The sequence below is a fragment of the Streptomyces sp. YIM 98790 genome (genome assembly GCF_011421595.1).
Taxonomy (GTDB): Bacteria; Actinomycetota; Actinomycetes; order Streptomycetales; family Streptomycetaceae; genus Streptomyces.
The window spans coordinates 1-21,624 of record NZ_WTLH01000106.1; the positions used below are offsets into that span (position 1 = coordinate 1).

Below are 21,624 nucleotides of genomic sequence, written 5' to 3' on the forward strand. Positions count from 1 at the left end.
GCTGGCCGGGATGTGCGGGCTGTGGGTCGCCATCGCCGTGCTGATGATGGTCCTGGGCCTGTTCCTCCCCCGCCGCCTGGACGAACTGGGCATCACCAACACCCTCGCCGTCGCCCTCTACGGGGTCGTGCTCTCCTCCGCCACCGCAAGCCTGGCCGGACTGCTCTACGCCCGGCTGCGCGCCCGCCTGGGCTACGCCGCCCTCATGCGCATCTCGGCAGCCTGCTGGACCGCCGCCATGCTCGTCTTCGCCACCGCCGCCCACCCCGCCGCACTGATCCTCGTCCCGGCCCTCACCGGACTCGGCAGCGGCATCGCCATGCCCACCCTCACCGTGCTGATGGACCACGCCGCCCCGCCCGGGCGCCGCGCCACCGCAGCCTCCCTCCAGGCCACCGCCCTCTTCGGCGGTCAGTTCACCTCCCCCCTGCTCTTCGGCCCCCTCGTCGACGCCACCTCCCTCACCACCGGGGCGCTGGCCGCCACCGCCGGCACCGCCCTCATCCTCCTGGCATTGCTGAGATTGAAGAACCCGCCCGAAGAGGACACCGAGCCCGGCCCGGCCGGCACCGGCAACCCCCGGCCCGCCCCCGCGGACACTGGGCTCTGAGCGCCACGGCGGGGCTCAGCCGCCCCAGCCGGCGCCCTCCATCGGCTCCACCGCCCCGCTCCACACCAGCGCCAGGATCGCGAGGCCGGCGAGGATGCGATACCACACGAAGGGGGCGAAGGTGCGGGTGGAGATCCACTTCATGAACCAGGCGATCACCGCGTAGCCGACGACGAACGAGACCGCGGTGGCGAAGACGGTCTGCGGCCAGCGGACATGCGCGGCCTCCGCGCCCCCGATCGAGCCGACCTCGTACAGCCCGGACGCCAACACCGCCGGGATCGCCAGCAGGAAGGAGTAGCGCGCCGCCGCGGCACGCGAGTAGCCCAGGTACAGGCCGCCGGTCATGGTCACCCCCGAGCGGGACATGCCCGGGATCAGCGCCAGCGCCTGCCAGAGCCCGAAGATCACCCCGTCGCGTACGCCGAGTTGCTCGATCTGCTTGCGCGGCCTGCCCGCGCGGTGCCGGCCGCCGTCCTCGGCCTGGGCGGCGATCCGGTCGGCGATGCCCAGTGCTATGCCCAACACGATGAAGCTGGCCGCGATCAGCCGCAGGTCCCGGAACGGGCCTTCGATGGCGTCTTTGAACATCACGCCCAGCACCCCGATGGGGAGGGAGCCGAGGATGACCAGCCAGCCCAGGCGGGCGCTGAGTTCGCCGCGTGCCCGGCGGCTGACCAGGGAGCGGGCCCAGGCCGAGACGATGTTCCAGATGTCCCGGCGGAAGTAGATCAAGATCCCCAGTTCGGTGCCGAGCTGGGTGACCGCGGTGAACGCGGCGCCCGGGTCCTCCCACCCCGCGGCCAGGGCCGTGAGCCGCAGATGGGCGCTGGAGGAGACGGGCAGGAACTCGGTCAGCCCCTGGACGAGCCCCAGGACGAGGGCTTCGAACCACGACATGGTCTCAAACCGCCGGTCTGTCAAAGAGAGTCACTGTCAAGGAAAGGAAATGCCGGGCCCGGAGCCGGGAGCCGGGACAAGGCTCCCCGGCCCTTCGGCCCGGCGGGATGGAGGGCTGGCCACACAGTGCCCTCCCCCAGTCCCGGCCAGCCTGCGGGGGTCAGCCCTCCCCGTGGCGGGCCAGGTAGACGGTGTTGCTCGCGGTGCCGCCGCGCAACGGGTTGGGGAAGGTCACCACCCGCGCGGCGATGTCGGTGAACACCTGCGCGAGGACGGCGCCGAACGACGCGCTGGGCGGGTCGTCGGACCACAGTGCGAAGATCCCGCCCGGCCGCAGATGCCGGGAGAGCGACCGCAGTCCCTCCGGGGTGTAGAACGCGGCGTTCTCCGCGCGCAGCACATGGTCCGGGGAGTGGTCGATGTCCAGCAGCACCGCGTCGAACCGCCGCCGGGGCCAATCCGGGTCGAACCCGTCACCGGCGGCCATGGCGAAGAAGTCCCCGTGTACCAGGCGGCAGCGCGCATCGCCGGCCAGCCGCCCGCCCAGCGGTACCAGGCCCCCCTCGTGCCAGGAGATCACCGGCCCCAGCGCCTCCACCACCAGCAGCGACGCCACCCGGGACTCCGCAAGCGCCGTCGCCGCCGTGTGCCCCAGGCCCAGACCACCCACCACCACATCCAGCGGGCCACCCGCCGCCGCCAGGCCCAGCCGCGCCAGCTCCTCCTCCCCGGCGGTGAACAGATCCGACATCAGGAACTCGTCGCCCAGCTTCACCTCATGCACCGGTTCCCCGGTGACCGGCTCGATACGGCGGCGCAGACTGATCTCCCCCATCGCCGTGCGCTGCCAGTCCAGTTCCGCGAAACGCACGCCCACGACAGCCGCCCTCATCCCTGTACCACCGGACCCGGCCCGCGCACCGTCCACCACACGCCGCCGGTGGGCAACTCCTATCACACCGTCGCACAGACAACGGGCGGATCAGCGGGCCGGACGGTCCCACAGCGAGTGCAGCCAGTAGCGCCGGCCACCCAGCGCACGGACCCCCGGAGTACCGGAGAAGATCTCGTGCACCGCGTCATGGGCCCCACGCTCCGCCGCCCGCGCATGCGCCCCTTCATCCGCCCACTCGGTATACAGCACCACCCGCGACCCATCCGCGGACAGCAGGAAATGCGCCGCCCCCGCCCCCTCCGCCACCGCATCCCCCGGCAACGCAGCGATCAGGGAATCCACGAAGTACCGCTGCCGCTCCGCGCCGTCCACATCGAACGACGCCGTCACCACACAGCGCACCTCATCCGGCACCACCGGACCCACCAGATGGCGGTATGGGATGAAGCACACCGACGCACCACCATCCCTCCCGCCGGACCTGGAGGCGGCATGCGCCCGGTACGCTTCCGGGCCCGCCCACAGTCCACACCGCAGAACCGTCTCGCCATCGGTGCTCACCAGACACCGCCGGCCCACCAGCCCGGTCGGCCGGCCCAGCGCCTCCCACTCACCCGCACACGCCTCCGCAAGCTCCCGCTGCCGCCCGGGACCCGCGGCAAACACCGAGTCGAGCACCAGCGCCCCCACTCCCTCAGGCACCGCCCGAGGCAACGGCAGCGGCGTGAACCAGCCCATCGTCCCTCCCTGCTTCCCACGGTCCGACGCCCGGCGGGCGACCACCGGGCACCAGCAGACGATCAGGCACCCGGGCACCTGCGCAACCGCATTTGGCCTCCGCCACCTCGGGAGCACCACCGCATACTGATCACTCGCTTCCCCATGCGTTTCCGAGAGGCGTCCCCGCCCGGGCGGCCGGCGCCGTGCCCGGCACCGCCCTGGCCACAGCACTCGACCATGTCCTACAGGCGCTCGCGGTCGATCGTTCGGCTGTGATCTCCTCGGCTCCGGCATGTGCGGCGCTGAACAGCCTGGCTTCGGCCCCTCCCCTCCTCCGGTCCGCATAGCTGCCATGGGGCAGAGGGAAGATTGTTTCCGAGCCGCTTGTCCTGGTCAAAGCACTTCGGGAGGGCCTCCTCCGGCTGTGACGTATTTCTGACGGAGTCGGCCTGACGGGCCGCGCCAGAGTGCTGTGACCTGGGAATTTGTCTGGTATCGAGGATGCCTCCGGAGCCGTTGCTCATTCCCGAGTTCCTACGCCGCATCCCGGCCCTCTCGTGATGACTCTGCAGGTCATGGCACTTCTCTTGGGCTCCTGTCGACCTCACTCGTCATCGAAACACCAGCACCGAGGAGCTGCTCCAACCCCTGTCCCGCCGCCGCAACGAACTCACTCGTTTCAAGGCATACCTGGCCGCACGGTGGGCCGAGGGCTGCAATAGCGCGACGAGATCGCCGCCCGCGGCTACCTGGGCGGTCACAAGAGCATCCGCCGCTTCCTCAACTCCCTGGATGATCAGCAGGCCCGGCCTGCCGCTGTACGTCTTCCAGATGTTCGGCCGCGACACCCCGGCCATGGCCGGGGTGCGGGCCCGAGCCCGCGCCCTGGGGATGAGGGTGCGCTCGTCGCGGTTGCGTTCAGAGTGGGCGGCAACCGCCGGCCACGGGCCTATCACCTGGCCCAGCGCCGCCGCCCTTCATGCGGTTTCTTCCGCTCATCTGTATGAGGACTTCCTCGACCTCTACTACTCGCTCCTCAGCGACGGTGAGCAGCTGATGCAGGAAGGAATCGCCATCCTGTACGAAGCCGCGTATCGAACCGTCGAACCTCACGGGCCTCCTCGCGGCCGCCCGCACCGGCATCTGCAGCGGCACTCACAACAAGGGGACAACACCCACTTGACCGCATGCCGCATCTGGTGACATGTCTTGTTTTCGCCCTGGTGACTGCTTGTCTGGTGGCCGCCTACGGTCTGGTATTGCACGACTGGTTCGTCGATCCGTGACTGATGTGGGGGTTGGGGCGTGTCCGGTGCTGCGGTTGTGCGTGTGCGGCTGCTTGTGGTCTCGGTGGTGTTGGCGATTCTTGCCGGTTCCGGGTGGATGGGGGTGCTGCCGGCCGCGGTCGCTTCAACCAATGGAGCCGGCGATAATCCGTCCCTCGGGCCTAAGACGGCTCCTCCGCAGGAGGCGATGTCGCTGGCCGAGCGGCGGGAGCAGGTGCGGTCCTGGAGCGAAGGGCGGGTGGCACCCTTCGAGGACTCGGTGGAACCGGCACCCCGGGATGCAGCCGCAGGCGATGCCGTGTCCTTGGCGGTTGAGACGGTTGCGCCGTCTTCCGGGGGTGCGTGGTCGTCCACACCTTGGGGTGGCGTCGGCGCGGTGGACGGCTATCCGGGGTTCCTGGACATCTGGCGTGGTACCGCTGCTGCGGGCATGCAGGTGGAGTTCATCGTCAGCGTCGCCAATCAGGACAACGCGGCGTTCAACCAGCCGGCGAACTATCACCCGGTGCGAGTCACCTGGGAGGTGGAGCCCTGCGGTTCCTCGGCCAACACGGTCACCCACGACTTCGACCAGGTGGTCTACGCTCCCGACTACGCCAGCGTGCGGGGCGGCGATGCGGCTGCCGTCCTTGTCAGCGCGGTGTTAGAGATCCCGGACGCGTCATGCTACAGCGGGCTGTCGAAGTTTGTGCACGTGCGGCCCATCCTGCACATGGTGGGTGATGGCGGGGATGAGTACGACTACGATCCGGCTCCCCACCTTGCGGCCATCCTGATCTTTGACCTGGTCGAGGCGGAGTCAGCGGTGAGTCAGCCGGGCTGCGGCAGCACCGGAGGTGTGGCGCAGCCGCGCGGTTCTTACGGAAGCGGGGTGTTTTCGGCCAGCGGTGAGTTCACCAGTAGCTTCTTCTCTTCGGATGCTCCTGGCAGGAGTGTGCCGCTGGGGGGCACCTATGGTTCGGGTCGGTATTCCGCCGGGCCGATGCTTGCTCCGCAGTTGTCGGTGATGGATGCCGGGGACGGTGCGGGGCTGCTGGGGCCGGGTTGGTTCATGCCGTGGGAGACCAGTCTGGAGGCTTTGCCGGGTGGCGGGGTGGTGCTGCACGAGGAATGCGGTGGACGGATCACCTACGCTCCGGGCAGCGGTGGCGCTTACACCCCGCCGAAGGGGGTCAGGTCCACGCTGACGACCACCGCTGAGGGGTACCGCCTGGTGACCCCCGACTTGCGGACGCTTGACTACGACCAGTCCGGCCGGCTGTCCTCCATCACCATGCCTGGCGGCCGGACCACCACCGTCGCCTACGGCGGCGCGCTGTCGGACCGGCCGGTTTCCGTGACTGACCCGTTCGGCCGGGAGTACGCCTTCAGCTACACCGGGGAGCGCCTGACGCGGTCCACCCTGCCGGACGGCAGGTTCATCGAGTACGGGTACACCGGTGATCTGCTCACCACTGTCACCGGGCCGGACGGCGCCACCACCACCTACAGCTACGACCTCAACGGCCGGATGACCGGTATCGCCGGGCCGGACAGCCACCAGCTTCTGCAGCAGGCCTACGACAGCCAGGGACGGGTGAGCCATCAGACCGCGGCCGATGGGTCTGTCACCTCGTTCGTCTATGAAGAGGACGGCCCGGCGCAGTTCACCCATGCCACCACCCCGGAGGGCGGGGTGTGGACCGATGTGCACGTGGCCGGGCTGCTGTTCTCCCGGATCGACCCCTTCGGCAACATCACCGACTACCAGTACGACCAGCAGCGCCGGCTGGTGGGTGTGGTCGACCCGCTGCTGCGCAGGACCACCTACGAGTACGACGCCGCCGGCCGGGTGATCGAGCAGGACACGGAAGCCACCGGCACCTCCTTGGACTACGACGCCGTCGGCAATCTGACGGCGGCGGAGGACGGAGCCGGCCGCGAGACGACCTTCGAGTACACCGCAGACGGACTGCTTTCCGCCTCCGAGGACGAACTCGGCAACCGCACCACCTTCACCTACACCCCCGATGGGCTGGTGGAGACGGTCACCAGCCCCCGCGGCCACACCACCACCTACGAGTACGACGCCTACGGCAACCGCACGGCGGTCATCAGCCCGAGCGGAGCGCGGGAGGAACGCACCTACGACGCGGCCGGCCGGCTGCTGACCATCACCGACCCGCGCGGACACGCCGCATCCGATCCCCTGCCGTACACCACCTCGTTCACCTACGACGACGCCGACCGGATCACCTCCCAGACCCTGCCCGGTGGTGGCACCGAGTCCTTCAGCTACGACGACTACGGCAGCCCGGAAACGTTCACGGATGCCGCCGGCCGCGTCACCACCTATGCCTACGACGTGCCCGGCCGCCTGTCGCAGATGACCGAGCCGGGCGGGCGGACCACCTCCTACGCCTACGACAGCGCGGGAAATCTGGCCTCGGTCACCGCCCCGGACGGCGGCACCGTCTCCTACACCTACGACGCTGCCGGCCGGCAGATCACCCAGACCACCGCCCGCGGCAACGCGCCAGGTGCGGATCCGGCGGACTTCACCTGGACCATCGGCTACGACGCGGTCTCCCAGCCGGTCACCGTCACCGACCCGCTCGGGCACACCACCGCCTACACCTTCGACCACGACGGGCGGACCCTCACCGTCACCGACCCCGTCGGCACGGTCCGCAAAACCACCTACGACAAGGGCGGGCTGCTGAAGTCCACCACGGACGGCAACAACCGCACCGAGACCCTGTACTACGACACCGCCGGACAGCTGATCCGCCTCAACGACCGGCGAAGCAAGAACTGGTACCTCACCTGGGACGCGGACGGCAACCAGGCATCCCTGCAGTCCCCGACCGGCGCACTGACCACCTATACCCACGACGCGGACGGACAGCTGGTCACCGTCACCGATCCGCGCGGCAACGACACCGGCGCCGACCCGGCCGACTTCACCTGGACCTACGACTACGACCCGGCCGGACTGCTCACCTCGGTCACCGACCCCGTGGGCACCACCACCAGCACCGCCCACGACGGCCGGGGGCTGGTCATCTCGCGCACCGACGGTCTGGGAGAGTCCACCGACTACACCTACGACGCCCTGGGCCGCATCGAGTCGGTCACCGACCCCGGGGGCGGCACCACCGCCTACACCTACGACACCGCCGGCAACCTGGCCACCCGCACCGACGCCAACAACCACACCACCACCTACACCTACGACCCGGCCGGGCGCACCACCTCCATCACCGACCCACTGGGCCGCACCCGCGAGATGGCCTACGACCTCGACGGCAACCCCATCGAGACCATCAACGCCCGCGGGCAGACCACCACCTACACCCTCGACCCCCTCGGCCAGCTCCTCCAGACCGACTACTCCGACACCACCCCCGATGTCACCCTCACCTACAACGGCGCCGGCCAGGTCACCCAGATCACCGACGGCACCGGCACCCGCAGCTACGGCAACCGGGACGGCGAGGGCCGCCCCCGCACCGTCACCCTCCCCACCGGCCAGGGCAGCATCGCCTACACCTACGACGCCGACGGCAACATCGCCTCCATACGCACCCCCAGCAACCAGACCACCCGCTACACCTACAACGACGACGGACGGATGATCTCCCAGACCATCGCGTCCACCCACACCACCGCCTACGCCTACGACCCTGCCGGGAACCTCACCACCGTCACCAGCCCCACCGGCAACGGCCACACCGAGACCCGCGCCTACGACCCCGCCGGCTACCTGTCCTCCGTCACCACCGCCAAAGCCGGCACCACCCTGTCCTCCTGGACCCTCACCCGCGACGCCAACGGCCAGCCCCTCCTGATCGACACCCTGCGCTCCGGCACCGCCGCCCGCCAGCTCTTCACCTACGACGAAACCGGCCGCCTCACCCAGGAGTGCACCACCGCCCCAACCGCCGCCACCTGCCCTGCCGGCAGCTCCAGCACTACCGGCTACACCTACGACCAGGCTGGCAACCGCCTGACCGCCACCACCGGCGCAGCGACCACCACCTACGCCTACGACGCGGCCGACCAGCTCACCCAGACCGTCACCGGCTCCACCATCACGCCCTTCACCCATGACGCGGACGGCAACCTCACCTCCGACGGCACCCACACCTTCACCTGGGACGCCCCCGGCCGCCTCGCCAGCGCGACCACACCGGAGGGCACCTTCACCTACGGCTACGACGCCGACGGTAACCGCACCGCCGCAGCCCTCGATGGCCAGCCCCAGCGCCGCACCGTCTGGGACACCTTCCACCCCCTGCCCCAGACCCTGGCCGAATACAACGGCAACGGCGCCCTGACCGCCACCTACACCTACAACCCCGCAGACCAGATCCAGACCCAGCGCCACACCACAGCCGGCTACCAGCAGTACCACCTGGACTGGCTCGGCTCCGTCGCCGACACCACCGACGCCACCGGCACACCCCAGCACCACTACAGCTACACCGCCTACGGAACCCCCACCCACACCCAGCCCGCCGCCACAGCCCCCGCCAACCCCTTCACCTACACCGGCGCCTACACCGAACCCACCACCACAGCCGCCGGCCTCTACCTCAACGCCCGCAACTACCGCCCCGACCTCGGCCGCTTCACCAGCACCGACCCCTACACCCCACCCCCCGGCACCCCCCACACCCAGCCCTACGCCTATGTCGAAAACATGCCCACCAGCCGCACCGACCCCAGCGGCATGTGCAGCTTTATAGCTCAAACCAAGGACGCATTCACCCTGAACTTCGGCCCCAACTCGAACTGTGCCGAGGAGGCGCGCAGGCGCAGCACAAATAACAGATTGGTCGCTGGCCTGGGGGCGACTTTCGACCAAGCAGAGGGCTATCTGTTCCAGGGCTACCACGGTTTCGTGGACGGATTGCTTCTGGGCGCCCCCGAGCTGCTCTTCCCCGACCAGTACCCCGGCGACCCGTGCAACCCCGCCTTCATCGCCGGTGGCCTCGCCAGCATGTTCGTGCCTGGATCGGGAGCATCTTCCGGTGCATCACGCGCCGCGGGGAACGTCAGCGGCGCCTTTCTACGTTGGGTGCGCGGCCTCAGGGGTAGCTCTGCCGCTGACGACGCCGGACGGTACCTCTTCCGCCGACTCGCCAACACCGGGCCGTTTGAAGGGCTAGCAGTTCCCATGCAACGCCGCGCGGTCAAGGACCTGGCGGCCGAGGCCGGAGTGGGGCTGGAAGGTGTACGATTCAAGATCAACCGGGACCCAGAGCTCATAGGTAAGAACCTCTATGGGCATACGGCGCCGGACGGGACGGTCACCTTGTATCCTGACGCGTTCAGGAGCACAGAGGATCTCGTTCGCACCCTAGGACATGAACGCATGCACGTGATGCAACTTGGCCTTTACGGACCCGCGAAGTCCTGGGAACAGGAACGAGCATTCGAGAAGGCGGCATACGCGATTGAGGACTCGTTCTGGGAATTCTTTCGAAGGGGGATCGGTCGTTGAACAGCCGAGACGTATGGCTAAAGGTACTGGCTCGCCTCCCGGACCATGGGTCGACAGAAACACCGTGCCCAGTCTGCGGTTTTACCGAGCTACAAAGGAGATACGTCGGCGATCCATCGACTCGCGTCAGCTTCTTGGTTCTCTGGTGTGCGCACTGCTCCAACGGGATTCGCGTATCGCGAGTACTAGCGCCTGAGCGATTTCCTGTTCGGTCACTGGACGATCCGGAAGCACTCGAAGGCCTCCCGAGCTTGGACAACCTGTCCTAAACGTGTCATTTAGACCGGTGACATCGGAAGCACGGCACGGCTACCGACGAGGCCGGTTCCCGAATGCCTACCTTGAGTCGGGGTGGCTGCCGTCGCCACCAACTCACACGCAGGCGCATACATCGCCGCAGCAACCATCCCCAGCCCGCAGACATCAGTCTCCCGGCACTCGACGAGAACCAAACTGGAAGGGTGCTTCGGGTGGTACCTGCCTGACGGCAGGCGCCAGCAACCCTGACATCAGTGGTTGACATCAACGGGTACCGACACCGCTGGATTCCCGTGGCCGGTGGCAGTTTTCTCCCCGGCCGTGAGCGTGAGTTTCGGCACAGCAGGCGAGTTGGCGTGCGGCTGGGGGTCAAGGGGTCGTGGGTTCAAATCCCGCCGTCCCGACACTGCCGAGAGGCGCTCTGAGGAGGGAATCTTCCCAGCTCANCCGAGAGGCGCTCTGAGGAGGGAATCTTCCCAGCTCAGGGCGCCTCTCGTCGTTCGCCTCCCCGCCACTCCCCGCTCCTGCCTCCCACAGCCCTGGGGACCACCGGGGGACCAAACAAGCACCAGCAGCGGGAGAAACACCCTGGTCACAGCCCCTCCCCTACTGAACCGCAACTACCTGCTCCCGGTGCGGTTTGTGGGATGACTACAACCTCCGCCGGGCGGTGCCCGGGGTCGGGGGCGGTACACGGCCCGATGTCAGGTGGGTGCTCAGGGAGCGGCCGGCTTCGGTGAGGGAGCGCAGGTCGGGGTGGAGATAGCGCTGGGTGGTGGCCAGGGAGCCGTGGCCGGCGATCAGCCGCAGCACATGCAGCGGAACCCCGGCGTCCGCCATCCACGTCAGACCGGTGTGCCGCAGATCATGGCGGCGCAGGTGCTCATATCCCAGGCGGACGACGACCTCGTCCCAGTGCGTGGCGTCGCGCAGGACCGCGGTGGTGATGCGCCCGCCGCGCGGTCCGGTGAACAGCCGCGCCTGCCTGTCCGGGCCGGCGGCCAGCAGGCGTGCGGCGACCAGCGGGCGCACTTCTTCGATCAGCGGGACGCGGCGGGCGGTCTTGCCCTTGGTGCGTTTGTCCGCCAGCCCGCCCGGTGAGGGGGTGGTCTGGCGGCGCACGGTCCAGATCCAGTTGACGGTGTCGATGTCGCCGACGCGCACGCCGGAGACCTCGCCGATACGGGCGGCGGTGCAGGCGGCGAAGATCACCACCTCGCCCCAGCCCGCGTAGTGGCCGTGGGAAGCTGCGACCAGCGCCTGGGCCAGGCCGGTCAGCGCCTTCCAGTCGGGCAGCGCGAGGGCACGGGGGTTGTCGAGTTCGTCCTCGGCCTTGTTGTACTCGGCCTGCCAGCCGGAGACCCGGGCCGGATTGTGGGTGATCAGCCCGTCCCGGCGGGCCTGTTCCATCACCCGCACCAGCACCGCCAGGCTGTTCTTCACCGTCGAGCGGCTGCACCCGTCGGCGATCCAGCCGTACAGGGCGCGGTCCACCGCCCCGTTGCTGACCGCGGTCACCGGCAGATGCCCCAGGGACGGCACCACCCGCAGCCGCCAGCCCGCCAGATACGGGTCGGTGGTCTTCGGCTCCAGGCCCCGCAGCGCCAGCGTCATGTTCGCCTCGCCATAGGCCGCCAACGGCTGGGCATACGCCGCGGGCCCGACCCCGCGCAGCGCCGCCGCCCTGAGGGTGTCCAGCCACGTGTGCGCCTCCTCCCGCGTGGCGTGCGACTGCGAGAGCGATTTGCGCTTTCTGGTCTGCGGATCCATCCAGCGCACCCGGGCCCGGTACGGCAGAGCACGCTCTGGCCGGTGCTCGATATCGCAGGCGAGGGAAACCGCCACCGGGAGGCGTTCCACATGCCCCATCAGCCCGCCTGGCCCGGATCGATCCGGTGCTCGGCCAGCCACTGCCGCACGTCCGCGAGACTGTAGAGCGTCACCCGCTGCGACAGCCGCACAAACGGCGGACCCTGAAGCGGACGCGCCGTCCGCCGCACGCCTGGCCGTTCTGCTGGCCGTGCCCGTCTCCCGCAGCACCACGCTGCGTCATCTGCGGCGCCTGCCGCTGCCGCAGCAGGCGGTCCCGCGGGTGATCGGCGCGGACGATTTCGCCCTGCGTCGCCGCCACCGCTACGCCACGATCATCACGGATGCCGAGACCGGCCGACGCATCGCGGTCCTGCACGACCGAGAGATGGCCACTCTGGAGTCCTGGCTGCGCGAGCATCCCGGTGTCGAGGTCGTGTGCCGGGACGGCTCGGCCACCTACGCCGAGGCCGTCCGCCGCGCCCTGCCCGACGCGGTGCAGGTCAGCGACAGATGGCACCTCTGGCGCAACCTCTGCGACAAAGCCCAGCTCGAGGTCCGCGCGCATGCCGGCTGCTGGGCCACCATCAACCCGCCTCGCCCCGGCGGAGTACGTGAGCAGACCACTCGCGAGCGCTGGAACAAGGTCCACGATCTCCTCGGCCAAGGTATCGGCCTGCTCGACTGCTCTCGCCGGTTGGGCGTGGCCCTGAACACCGTCAAACGCTATGCCCGCATGCCCGAACCCCAGGCCCTGCGCATCGCTCCCGCCTACCGGCCCAACCTCGTCGACCCCTACCACGAGCACCTGCGCCGACGGCGTGCCGAAGAACCGGCCGTCCCGGTCACCCACCTCCTCGAAGAGATCCGGGAACTGGGCTACACCGGCAGCGCACACCTGCTGGTCCGCTACCTCAACCAGGGCCGCGCCGAAGGCGACCGCCCCGTCACCACCCCCCGCCACGCCAGCCGCCTCCTGCTCACCGACCCCGAGAACCTGCGCCCGAAGGAAACGGCCCTGTTGGAGAAGATCGCCGCGGCCTGTCCGGAGATGACCGCACTCGCCGACCTCATACGCGATTTCGCCGCTCTGCTGAAACCAGCCGAGGGCAACGACACGAAACTCACCGATTGGATCACGGCCGCCCGCGCCGTCGCCCTGCCCCACCTGCGCAGTCTCACCAACGGGCTCGAAATGGACCGGCCCGCCGTGAACGCCGGCCTCACCTTGCCCTACCACAACGGCCGCACCGAAGGCGTCAACACCCACACCAAGAGAATCATGCGGCAGATGCACGGACGTGCCGAATTCGACCTCCTCCGGCACCGCATCCTCCTGCCCTGACGGACCCCCGGCGTCACCACCGGCTACGGGCCAGAGCCACTCATTTTAAGACCCCCGGCCTCACGGACACGCCGTGAATCGGAGAAATTCTGAACAAGTTCGAGCTCTTTTCGACGATGGACGAAACGTCAAGCTCAGGTCCGAGCCGCGCTGTACGCTGTGGTTCCTTGCGCCCTCCGAAGTCAGTGCGACGGGATACGGTCCTCTTCACGCCGAGGTGAGGGGAGGACCATGGCGAGGAACGCCCGGGCCGAGCAGGTGCAGGAGTACGGCCTGTCCGTGCTGGAGGGAGTCCGGTCGGAGCAAGTCCTGCGCATGGCACGGCAGGTGAACGCCGTGTCGTACACGAGCGCACGGGAATACGCCGGCCGCTCGCTCTTCGAGTTACTGCAGAACGGCTACGACGCGCATCCGAGGGACCGCCGCGACGGACGGGTCCACGTGCTGCTGGATGAGGCGGAGGGCGAGTGGGGGACGTTGTACGTCGCCAACGGCGGCACGCCCTTCACATGGCGGGACGTTGAGCGGGTCTGCGAGCTCGCGCAGAGCTCGAAGGAGGTCGGCGAGGGCATCGGGAACAAGGGTGTCGGGTTCCGCAGCATCCTGCTGATCTGCGACGCGCCCGAGATCTACAGCGCAGACCCCGACAGCCCGCTCGGCCCGGAATTGGACGGGTACTGCTTTCGCTTCGCGCAGGCGGCCGACGTTGAGGAGTTCCTCGCCGGTGAGGACAACGCCCGTGAGGTGGCCGCTACGTATCCGCCGCTTCAGGCCCCCCTGCCGTTGGACGATGTGCCCGCCACCTGTCGGCAGCTCGCCGCCCAGGGGTACGTAACCGTCGTCCGGCTGCCCTTGCTGAGCGAGGCTGCCCAAGCAGAGGTCCGGCTGCGGATGAGGGAGCTCGCGGGGGCGAAGGTACCCGTGATGCTGTTCCTCGACCGGCTCGCTTGCCTGACGCTGGAACGGTGGGCCGCCGGTGACAAGGCGGGCGAATTGGACGACCGCCAAGAGCAGCTCGAGCGGCACGAGCTGACCCGCTCCGAGGAGTGCTTCGCGGTGGCGCAGGACGGCACCGCGCACAGGCTGCCCGTCTCCTGCGCGACCGTTGACCTGGGACCGTCCGGCACCTTTCTCGTAGCGCGGGGCACCGTGGAGAAAGAGCGGCTGAACAGCACGCTGGCCACGGCCGTGGGTTCCGGGCTCCTCGACGACACCTGGCAGGAGTGGAAGCGGTCCGCCGTCGTGGAGGTCGCGCTCCCGCTGCCGGCCCAGCGCCGACCGCGACGCGGGCAGATCTACACCTTCCTGCCGATGGCCGAGGACCAGACCGCACCGTTCCCGGGGCACGTGAACGCCCCGTTCTTCACCAAGCTCGACCGCACCGGGTTTCCCTCCGACAACCCCCTCAACGTCCTGCTGCTCGACGCGGTCGCCGAGACCTGTCTGGCGGCCGCCGCGGTACTGCGAACCCTGCCCGAGCCCTGCCTGCGGCAGCTGGCCGTGGACCTGGTGAGCTGGGACAGTGAGAAGGGCTCGGCGGGGCGGCTCCGCACGGCGGCTCTGCGCGTGCACGGGAGCGAACTCGCTGACGTACCGCTCGTGCCGGTCCTCACTGCGGACGGTGCCCCGCCAGAGGCGGGCTGGGCCCCGCCCCGGGGCGCGGTCCTGTGGCCGGACCTGGACCTGACCGTCCTCACGGCACACCGCGCGCACGAGGCCGGGATCGTGGTGGCGGACCCCCAGATCGGCGGCGACCGGCTGAAACGGCTGGCCACCCTGTGTAAGGCCCTTGCGTGCCCGTGGGAGCCGGGCCCGGAGATCCTCGCCGAGTACGTGGAACAGATCGTCGAGGGCCTTCCCCTCCCCCGGTCCGGTGAGCCTCCCGAGCAGTGGAGCGCGCTGTACGAGGATCTGGCTGCGCTCTTCGAGGACGACGGGCACGTACTGCACGGCAGGCGGTTGCTGCTCGCGGAGGACTGCACGCTGCGGCACACCAACCGTCCACTCGACAGGGCGGGTACGGGCTCACGTACACAGGGCAAGCCGAGCGGTCAGGGTGCCCACCGCGAGGCGTTCTTCCAGCCGGTGCGTACGGAGTCGAACCTGCCCCAGGCCCCATCCGTCCCTGCCCTGCTCGGCAAGCGGTTGTTCTCCCTGCACCCGGGGCTGGTCTGGAAGGACCGCGGCGAGCGTACTGGCGGGCGGGCCGCCCGCGCCTTCCTCGAGCAGGAGGGGCTCGTCCGGCCGTACGACACGAGGGGCCTGCTGGACCACGTACGGCAGGCACTCAGCGCGAGCACCGATCTCCGGCTGCGGCTCCAGGCGCTGCGGTTCGTCTTCCGGCTGTGGCAGCCGCGGCGTTCGCTGGGCGGGACGGAGATCTCTTCGTTCGGACTGTACGTACCGTCGGCGGACGGCCCGCTGATCAGGGCGAGCGGCGCCGTCTTCGGCCGGGGCTGGAACCGCTCGTCCGTTGGTGAGGACCTTGCGGCGGTGGTCGCCGCCGGGCAGGACGTGTCGAAAAGCCTCAAGGTGATCGCCGGCCGCCTCCTCGCCGGGCCCAAGGAGTTCGCCAAGCGGGGCGAGACATCTGAGGAGTGGCGGGCGTTCCTGATGGAGGCCGGGGTGGCCGACGGGCTGGTCCCGGTCAGTTCCTCCGACGCCTTGAGCCGGGTAGACCAAGGCCGGAAGCTCACCGCTGGGCAGCTGGTCCGCATGGCGAAGGTGTCTGCCGAGGTGCGCGAGCAGTGGGAGCCGTACGTCCACTGGCCCGGCGTCTACTACCCCCGGACGCCGTACCGGGGGACCCCCGCCTGGCTGCTCCCCGGCCAGGACGTCGTCGGACGCCTCGGCAAGGAGGCCCGGCTGGCGTACGCACGGCTCGTCCTGCACGGCCTGGCCGGCTGGGACGACACGAGGTTCAGCAGCGTCTGGACCAGTGCCGGTAGCCAGAGTTACCCGGACAGGGAACGGGTCCCGACCCCGCTGGGCGCCTTCGTCCGGGAGCAGCCGTGGGTCCCGGTGAGGGGCCGCGACCGGGCTGTCCGGTTCGTCCGGCCGGCCGACGCCTGGCACTGTCCGCCCGGACTGGAGGAGGAGCCCTCGTACGCGCCGACCGTCGACCATCGGCTGCGCCACCTCCTAGAACGCGGGAAGGCGGGCGACCGCCTGCGGGAGATGGGGCTGCCGACCTGGGACGACCCCCGGGACAGCGACCGCCTTATCGCCGCGCTGGGACGGCTCGCGGCGGAGGGCGCGCTGGGGGCCGAGGATCGGCCCGCCGCGCAGCGCGCCAACGAACGCGCCTGGAGGCACCTCGTAGGGCGGCCCCGTCCCGCACTGCCCGTGGGTGCCAGTCTGCTCGCTGAGTCCGCGGACCGGCTGATCAGCGTACCGCTGACCGCCACGGACGGCGGGAAGAGCGATGGCGACGGTGATGGCGGGAACGTGCTCTACGTCAGCGGTGAACGCGAGGGCCTGACGGCCCTGCTGGTACGGGAGATGGCGCGCCCCCTGCTCACCCTTCCCGGTGTCTCGAAGGAGGCCGCCGAACTGCTGGCGGCCGAATACCCCGCCAGGGTCCGGCACACCGACGACCTGATGTTCACGGTGGCCGTGGACGGCGCACGGGTGGACCCCGCGGCCATGGGAGAGCCGCTGGTCCAGCAGCTGCCCTGGCTTCCGCTGGCCGTGGGCGTCCTCTGCGACCACCTGGCGCGCGGCCCGCGGGTGAGCGAGGCCGAGCTGAGCGAGCTGACGTCCCTGGTCCGGAGCGTACGTCTGCACCGCTACCGCTCCTGGAACATCGAACTCGACGGACGGCCCGTAACGTTGCCGGGCCGCCTCGGCGGGGTGCTGCCGCTGCCCGACACGAAGCATCCCCTCGTCCTCGCCCCGGCAGGCGAACCGGGCTGGCCCGAGACCACCCGCATCGTGGTGGCAGTCGCCGAACTGCTCGGACGGCGGCAGCTCGGCGACCGGCTGCGCCTCGCCGCCCACCAGCTCGCCTCCGTCCACGCCGACCTGCGCGACCCGGGCCAGGAGGAGCTCGCCGAAGCCCTGGAAGTCACGGTCCACCAGATCGAGGAGACGAGCCGCCGGATCGACGGGGCCATCGGCGTGGTCCTGGAGCGCTGCCGGCCCTTCCTCGTCCACCTGCTCGGCACGGAGGCGGCGAACTCGCTTTTCCTGCCGCCGCCGGGCGACACCGGGGAGCTCCAGGCTCGCCTCCAGGAGTACGCCGCCGAGCTCCCGGTCCCCGTATCCGAGTTCATCGCCAGGGCCCGCGCGGCCCGCGGTACGGACGAACTGCGGCGTGACCTGGGCATCGGATTCGCCGAGCTGAACGACACCCTGCGCGCGATGAGCCCGCCCCTGGAGCCGGTCAGCCACGCCGCCGAACACGAGGAGGCACTCCGCACCTACCTCGACCTGCGCAGGAAGGAGCTTGTCAACCAGCTGCGCTGGGCAGTGCTGGAGGATTTCGACGCGCGTCGTCCGATACCCGACTGGCCCTCGGTCCGGGCCCTGGACTGGATCACCGCGCCGGAGGCATGGGAGTACACCGTGGACACGGCCGACACGGAGATCCTGGAGAACCACGTGGAGGAGCAGCTGGCGCTGCGCCTGGGCCGCCCGGTGCCGTTGCCCCGGTCGGGCGAACGCCTGCCCACCCTCGACCAGGTACGCGGCGCGAACCTCCGTACGATCACCGGCCAGGCCGCTGACCTCGCGGTCCTAGTCAGGGCGGCAGGACACCCAGTGCCCGCGGCCCTGGCCGGAGCCGAGCCCGTCGAGGAGGTCACCGCGCGGCTGGAGGCCGCAGGCGCGCTGGACTTCCGGCCCCTGTCCCCCACCGACGTCGTCGGCTGGCTGGCGGCCCTCGGCCAGTGGCCCGACGGGATGGCGGTGGCGACGGATCCCGAACGGCACGGGCTGTCCAAGGCCGACCTGGACCGGGTGCGCAACGCGGCGGAACACGAGCGCCGCGAACGGGACCGCAAACGGCGCTCGGTCTCCGTCGGCGGCCGCGACTTCGACGTGTGCTCAGGCGACTTCACCGCCCTCACCCGCGAACTCGAGCGGGTCCTGCAGAGCGGCTCGGCGCCGGGCATCACCGCCGCCGGACCGCTCCGCTTCACCGACCCCCGTCCCCGCACCGGGCACACCCCGGCCACCGGTCGCACACGCGGGCGGCGGTACGGGGGCGGCACGGACAGCAAGCTGACCACAGCCCAGCGGGAGGCCATCGGGTACGTGGGTGAGTGGTACGCGTACCAGTGGCTGTGTGCGCGCTACCCGGATCGCATGGATGAGACCAGCTGGGTGTCGGGCAACCGCCACAAGGCCTTCCCCGGCCCGTCCGGCGACGACGGCCTCGGCTTCGACTTCCGGGTCGGCTCCGGCAGTCGGCCCTACCTGTACGAGGTGAAGGCGACCGCAGGCGAAGGCGGCCGCTTCGAACTGGGAGAAAGCGAGGTGCGCGCAGCCCGCCAGCACGCGGGCAACGACCGCTGGCGCCTCCTGGTGGTCACCCACGCCCTCACCCCGCACAAGGTGGCCATCCAGATGCTCCCCAACCCCTACGCAAAGCGCGGCCGGGGCCGCTACCGAGAGGAGGGCGGGGCACTGCGCTTCTCCTACCTGCTGTGGCCTTGATATCCAACTCCAGCGCGAGAGTTCAACAAGCGCGGGCAGGTTGGCAGTTAGACGTCCGGGTCTGGATAGTTGATCACGGTCGGTGGTGGGGAAGTTGACGCGTGCGGAGATCACCAGCAATCGACAAAACACGGGCCTGGCAGCTGAAGGGGCATCACCGCCGCGCTGCGGTTCGGTGTCGGCTGCTGCTCGCCGCAGACCCGGAGCCATCGCGGAGAGGTATGCAGCAGCATGGAAGCGTGATGCACATCACAATCGGATCGGCAGAATATTGTGCCGCTTCCCGGCTGTCCCGCGCCCAGAGGGTGAACCTACTGCCACGGAGGACACCTGATGATCGGCTCGCGCCCCTTGCCCCCCAACAGCTCGTACGGCCAGCACCCCTTTCTCTCCCCTGCGGCTGACCCGACGTCGGGCCGCTTGCATCTGCGGGACGGCCGAGAAATGTTCACTGTCAGCACTCCCAAGGGCCGAGAGAACTACCAGGTGAACAACTTTGTCGGAGGCGTGGGCCTGAGCCGGTGGCTGCCCCTCATGACGCCGGAGTGGCCCGACCACCGAATCAGTCAGCTCCGGGCCGCCATCGCCGCCCGTACGGAGGCGATTCGTACCGGGGGGAGCCCCGACCTGGCTATGTTCGGCCGGATCGCGTTGGGTCTGAACCGCAGTGACCGCTGGACTGAGGCGCTTTCCTCCGCGCTGCTCGGCGACTGGATCGTCCCGCTGTACGACGGCACTGGTCTCGGCTGGCCCGCGCTCGGCCACCTGCGCTCAGAGGCCCGGACGCTTCACGCCCAGTTGGTGCCGCTGTGGAAGCGGCGCCCCGGCAAGAACAGGGTTCTCCCCCTGGAGACGCCCGTCTGCAACGGCGCCACGCTGCGAGACCTGCTCGCAGACCGGTCCCTGCCCGACGACCCGGTGCTCGACCAGGTACCCGGCGACCGCCGCCTGGCCGCCATCCTGGCCGCGCTGAACCCTGCCGACCGGGCTGTCTTTATCGCCCGCGGCCACAGTGGTGTGGCAACATGGGCCGACGCCGCCGCGCTGACCGGCAGTGAGCATCCCGAAAAGGACGGCCAACGAGTGCGCCGCGCTGTCCGCCGCGCCGTCGACGAATTCCGCCGCCGCGACGGACAGCGCACCGACGGACCCACCGGTATGTGGACCCCAGCCCAGGGCGGCGGATTCCAGTGACAGAGTTTCTGACCTCGGCCAGCGTCGAATGCCTCGGCGCCTTGGCCGCCACCGGGCTGGTAAAGCTCGGCGCATGGGCAGTCAAGGTGATCCGACGGCGGCGAGTTCCTCCGCCCACCACCCTGGTGTTGGCGTCCTCGGTCACCATTGAGGTGTTCGTCGACGCAGAGGCGGAGTCGCCGAGCGTCGACGTGCTGCGGATCGATTGGCTGACTCGGTCCTGCCGCCGACGCCCCCTGGCAACAGCACGAACAGAAGCATAGCGGCGTGATTCGTCGCACCGGGCAGGCGTCAGGCTCCGCACATCGAGACAATGCTCGTGCATTGAGCCGAAAGTATGGCGGCCCGGTGTGGGAGTCGTCCGGGACTTCTCTGGGACTTCGGCTGCATCAACCGGCATGGACCTGAAAGAGCTTAAAGAACATTTGCCCTGGCCAACGCGGAGGGGCCATCAAGGCAGGTCGCAAGTCCGGCTGGTCTCGTCCGCGGCATCTGAGCCAGCTCCGCAAGGTGCCGCCGCGTCCCTCCGACCCGCACGAACTCGGGCCGGCAAGAGGCGCGGCGGTACCCTTGGCACCTCTGGCGGGACCTGCGCGGGTAGCCACGCCCCGAAGCCCCCTTGCCGCATGACCAGACCGGCGAGTGAGGCTGCGACGGCTGTGAATGCTCAGCCTCTACCCGCCACGTCCGGGTCAACAGGATTGGCTTCGCCTTGTTTTGCGAGCTGTTGCGGACGGCGATTCGAGCAAGGGTATGCCCGGTCCGTGACGGCCGTCAGCCGATCGATGCGCTGGACAGAACGCTCTTCACGAAAGCGCGGACGAGGTCGGCGGCCTCGGCTACGGTCACGTCCTTCGTCCAGCTCGGCGTCGCGGCGTGGGCAGGGCAGTACAAGGTGATGCGGTGCACGCCGTGGAAGTACTCGCTGCGGTAGGCGTGCGGCCGGTACCGGCAGCGGCCGTGCCGCTCCACGTCTCCAAGGTGACCGAGGACGACATCAACATGGAAGCGGTTCGGCAAGGTGCCCGTCTCCCGGCATCCCCGGCATTCGAGCAGGTGCTGGACGCTGCCATACCGACGGAGAAAGTCCACGCCCTTGCCCTCGAAGGTGTTGCAGCTCGCGCAGACTGGGCCCCTGACGTAGCCGTGCTCGTGGCAGTGGTCCCAGACGGATGCCCGGCTCGCACAGCACAGGCAACACAGATACTCATCGGCGCGATGGGTGCGGCGCAGCGAGCTGTACGCCACGCCATCCTTGTGTCGCTTGTATGCCAGGAAGGTCTCTGAGGGGTCTCGCGTTTTCCGGACAGGGATGTAACCGGGTTATTTCATGAGGCGAGTTGGAGGCGCTGGTGGTCGGCGTGCGCCTCGCGTGGAGGTCGATAGCCGATGGCCGAGTGAAGTCGTCTGTGATTGTACCAGTGTTCGATATATCGGGTGATGTCGCGACGGGCCGCCTCG

General features: G+C 69.4%; 11 protein-coding genes. 5 read left to right on the top strand and 6 right to left on the bottom strand.

What is annotated here, in order from left to right:
* A partial coding sequence (locus GQS09_RS17745; protein WP_165987375.1) for an MFS transporter occupies nucleotides 1-610 on the top strand: 610 nt, incomplete at its 5' end.
* A 15-nt stretch (nucleotides 611-625) separates the two neighbouring features.
* Here the strand turns inward: GQS09_RS17745 and GQS09_RS17750 are convergent.
* The 3 genes from GQS09_RS17750 to GQS09_RS17760 form a co-directional block, all read right to left on the bottom strand.
* Complete coding sequence (locus GQS09_RS17750) at nucleotides 626-1,510, bottom strand: undecaprenyl-diphosphate phosphatase (RefSeq protein WP_165987377.1); 885 nt, start codon at nucleotides 1,508-1,510, stop codon at nucleotides 626-628.
* A gap of 160 nt (nucleotides 1,511-1,670) precedes the next feature.
* On the bottom strand, nucleotides 1,671-2,387 hold the full coding sequence (locus GQS09_RS17755) for a spermidine synthase (RefSeq protein WP_165987379.1): 717 nt from the start codon (nucleotides 2,385-2,387) through the stop codon (nucleotides 1,671-1,673).
* 105 nt (nucleotides 2,388-2,492) lie between these two features.
* Nucleotides 2,493-3,143 carry an antibiotic biosynthesis monooxygenase gene (locus GQS09_RS17760; RefSeq protein ID WP_165987381.1) on the bottom strand — a complete coding sequence of 217 codons (651 nt, stop codon included), beginning with the start codon at nucleotides 3,141-3,143 and terminating at the stop codon, nucleotides 2,493-2,495.
* A gap of 774 nt (nucleotides 3,144-3,917) precedes the next feature.
* Between GQS09_RS17760 and GQS09_RS17765 the strand changes: the two genes are divergently transcribed.
* Complete coding sequence (locus tag GQS09_RS17765; RefSeq protein ID WP_165987383.1) at nucleotides 3,918-4,328, top strand: hypothetical protein; 411 nt, start codon at nucleotides 3,918-3,920, stop codon at nucleotides 4,326-4,328.
* Nucleotides 4,329-4,787: 459 nt separating this feature from the next.
* Nucleotides 4,788-9,899 carry an RHS repeat domain-containing protein gene (locus GQS09_RS30430; protein WP_165987385.1) on the top strand — a complete coding sequence of 1,704 codons (5,112 nt, stop codon included), beginning with the start codon at nucleotides 4,788-4,790 and terminating at the stop codon, nucleotides 9,897-9,899.
* 909 nt (nucleotides 9,900-10,808) lie between these two features.
* Here the strand turns inward: GQS09_RS30430 and GQS09_RS17775 are convergent.
* Nucleotides 10,809-12,026, bottom strand: coding sequence for a site-specific integrase (locus tag GQS09_RS17775; protein WP_165987388.1), 1,218 nt, complete (start codon nucleotides 12,024-12,026; stop codon nucleotides 10,809-10,811).
* On the opposite strand from GQS09_RS17775, the gene GQS09_RS17780 reads away from it, so the two are divergent.
* Nucleotides 12,025-13,311: an ISL3 family transposase gene (locus GQS09_RS17780; RefSeq protein WP_399552551.1), complete on the top strand. Its 1,287-nt coding sequence runs from the start codon at nucleotides 12,025-12,027 to the stop codon at nucleotides 13,309-13,311. The two genes, GQS09_RS17775 and GQS09_RS17780, sit on opposite strands and share 2 nt — an antisense overlap.
* Before the next feature lie 231 nt (nucleotides 13,312-13,542).
* Nucleotides 13,543-18,969 (top strand): sacsin N-terminal ATP-binding-like domain-containing protein, encoded by a 5,427-nt coding sequence (locus GQS09_RS17785; RefSeq protein WP_165987390.1) that lies wholly within the window; start codon nucleotides 13,543-13,545, stop codon nucleotides 18,967-18,969.
* A 771-nt stretch (nucleotides 18,970-19,740) separates the two neighbouring features.
* Here GQS09_RS17785 and GQS09_RS31015 read toward each other — a convergent pair.
* Both GQS09_RS31015 and GQS09_RS17795 read right to left on the bottom strand, forming a co-directional pair.
* Complete coding sequence (locus GQS09_RS31015) at nucleotides 19,741-20,238, bottom strand: hypothetical protein (protein ID WP_399552550.1); 498 nt, start codon at nucleotides 20,236-20,238, stop codon at nucleotides 19,741-19,743.
* Nucleotides 20,239-20,937: 699 nt separating this feature from the next.
* Entirely contained in the window at nucleotides 20,938-21,411 is a 474-nt protein-coding gene (locus GQS09_RS17795) for an endonuclease domain-containing protein (RefSeq protein WP_313896198.1), read from the bottom strand.
* Between the last annotated feature and the right edge of the window lie 213 nt (nucleotides 21,412-21,624).

Bases quoted from the DNA above. Each gene is read 5' to 3' on its own strand.
- GQS09_RS17765 (WP_165987383.1), top strand. From the start codon at position 3,918: ATGATCAGCAGGCCCGGCCTGCCGCTGTACGTCTTCCAGATGTTCGGC.
- GQS09_RS31015 (WP_399552550.1), bottom strand. From the start codon at position 20,238: ATGCGCCGAGCTTTACCAGCCCGGTGGCGGCCAAGGCGCCGAGGCATT.
- GQS09_RS17775 (WP_165987388.1), bottom strand. From the start codon at position 12,026: ATGGGGCATGTGGAACGCCTCCCGGTGGCGGTTTCCCTCGCCTGCGAT.
- GQS09_RS17760 (WP_165987381.1), bottom strand. From the start codon at position 3,143: ATGGGCTGGTTCACGCCGCTGCCGTTGCCTCGGGCGGTGCCTGAGGGA.
- GQS09_RS17785 (WP_165987390.1), top strand. From the start codon at position 13,543: ATGGCGAGGAACGCCCGGGCCGAGCAGGTGCAGGAGTACGGCCTGTCC.
- GQS09_RS17750 (WP_165987377.1), bottom strand. From the start codon at position 1,510: ATGTCGTGGTTCGAAGCCCTCGTCCTGGGGCTCGTCCAGGGGCTGACC.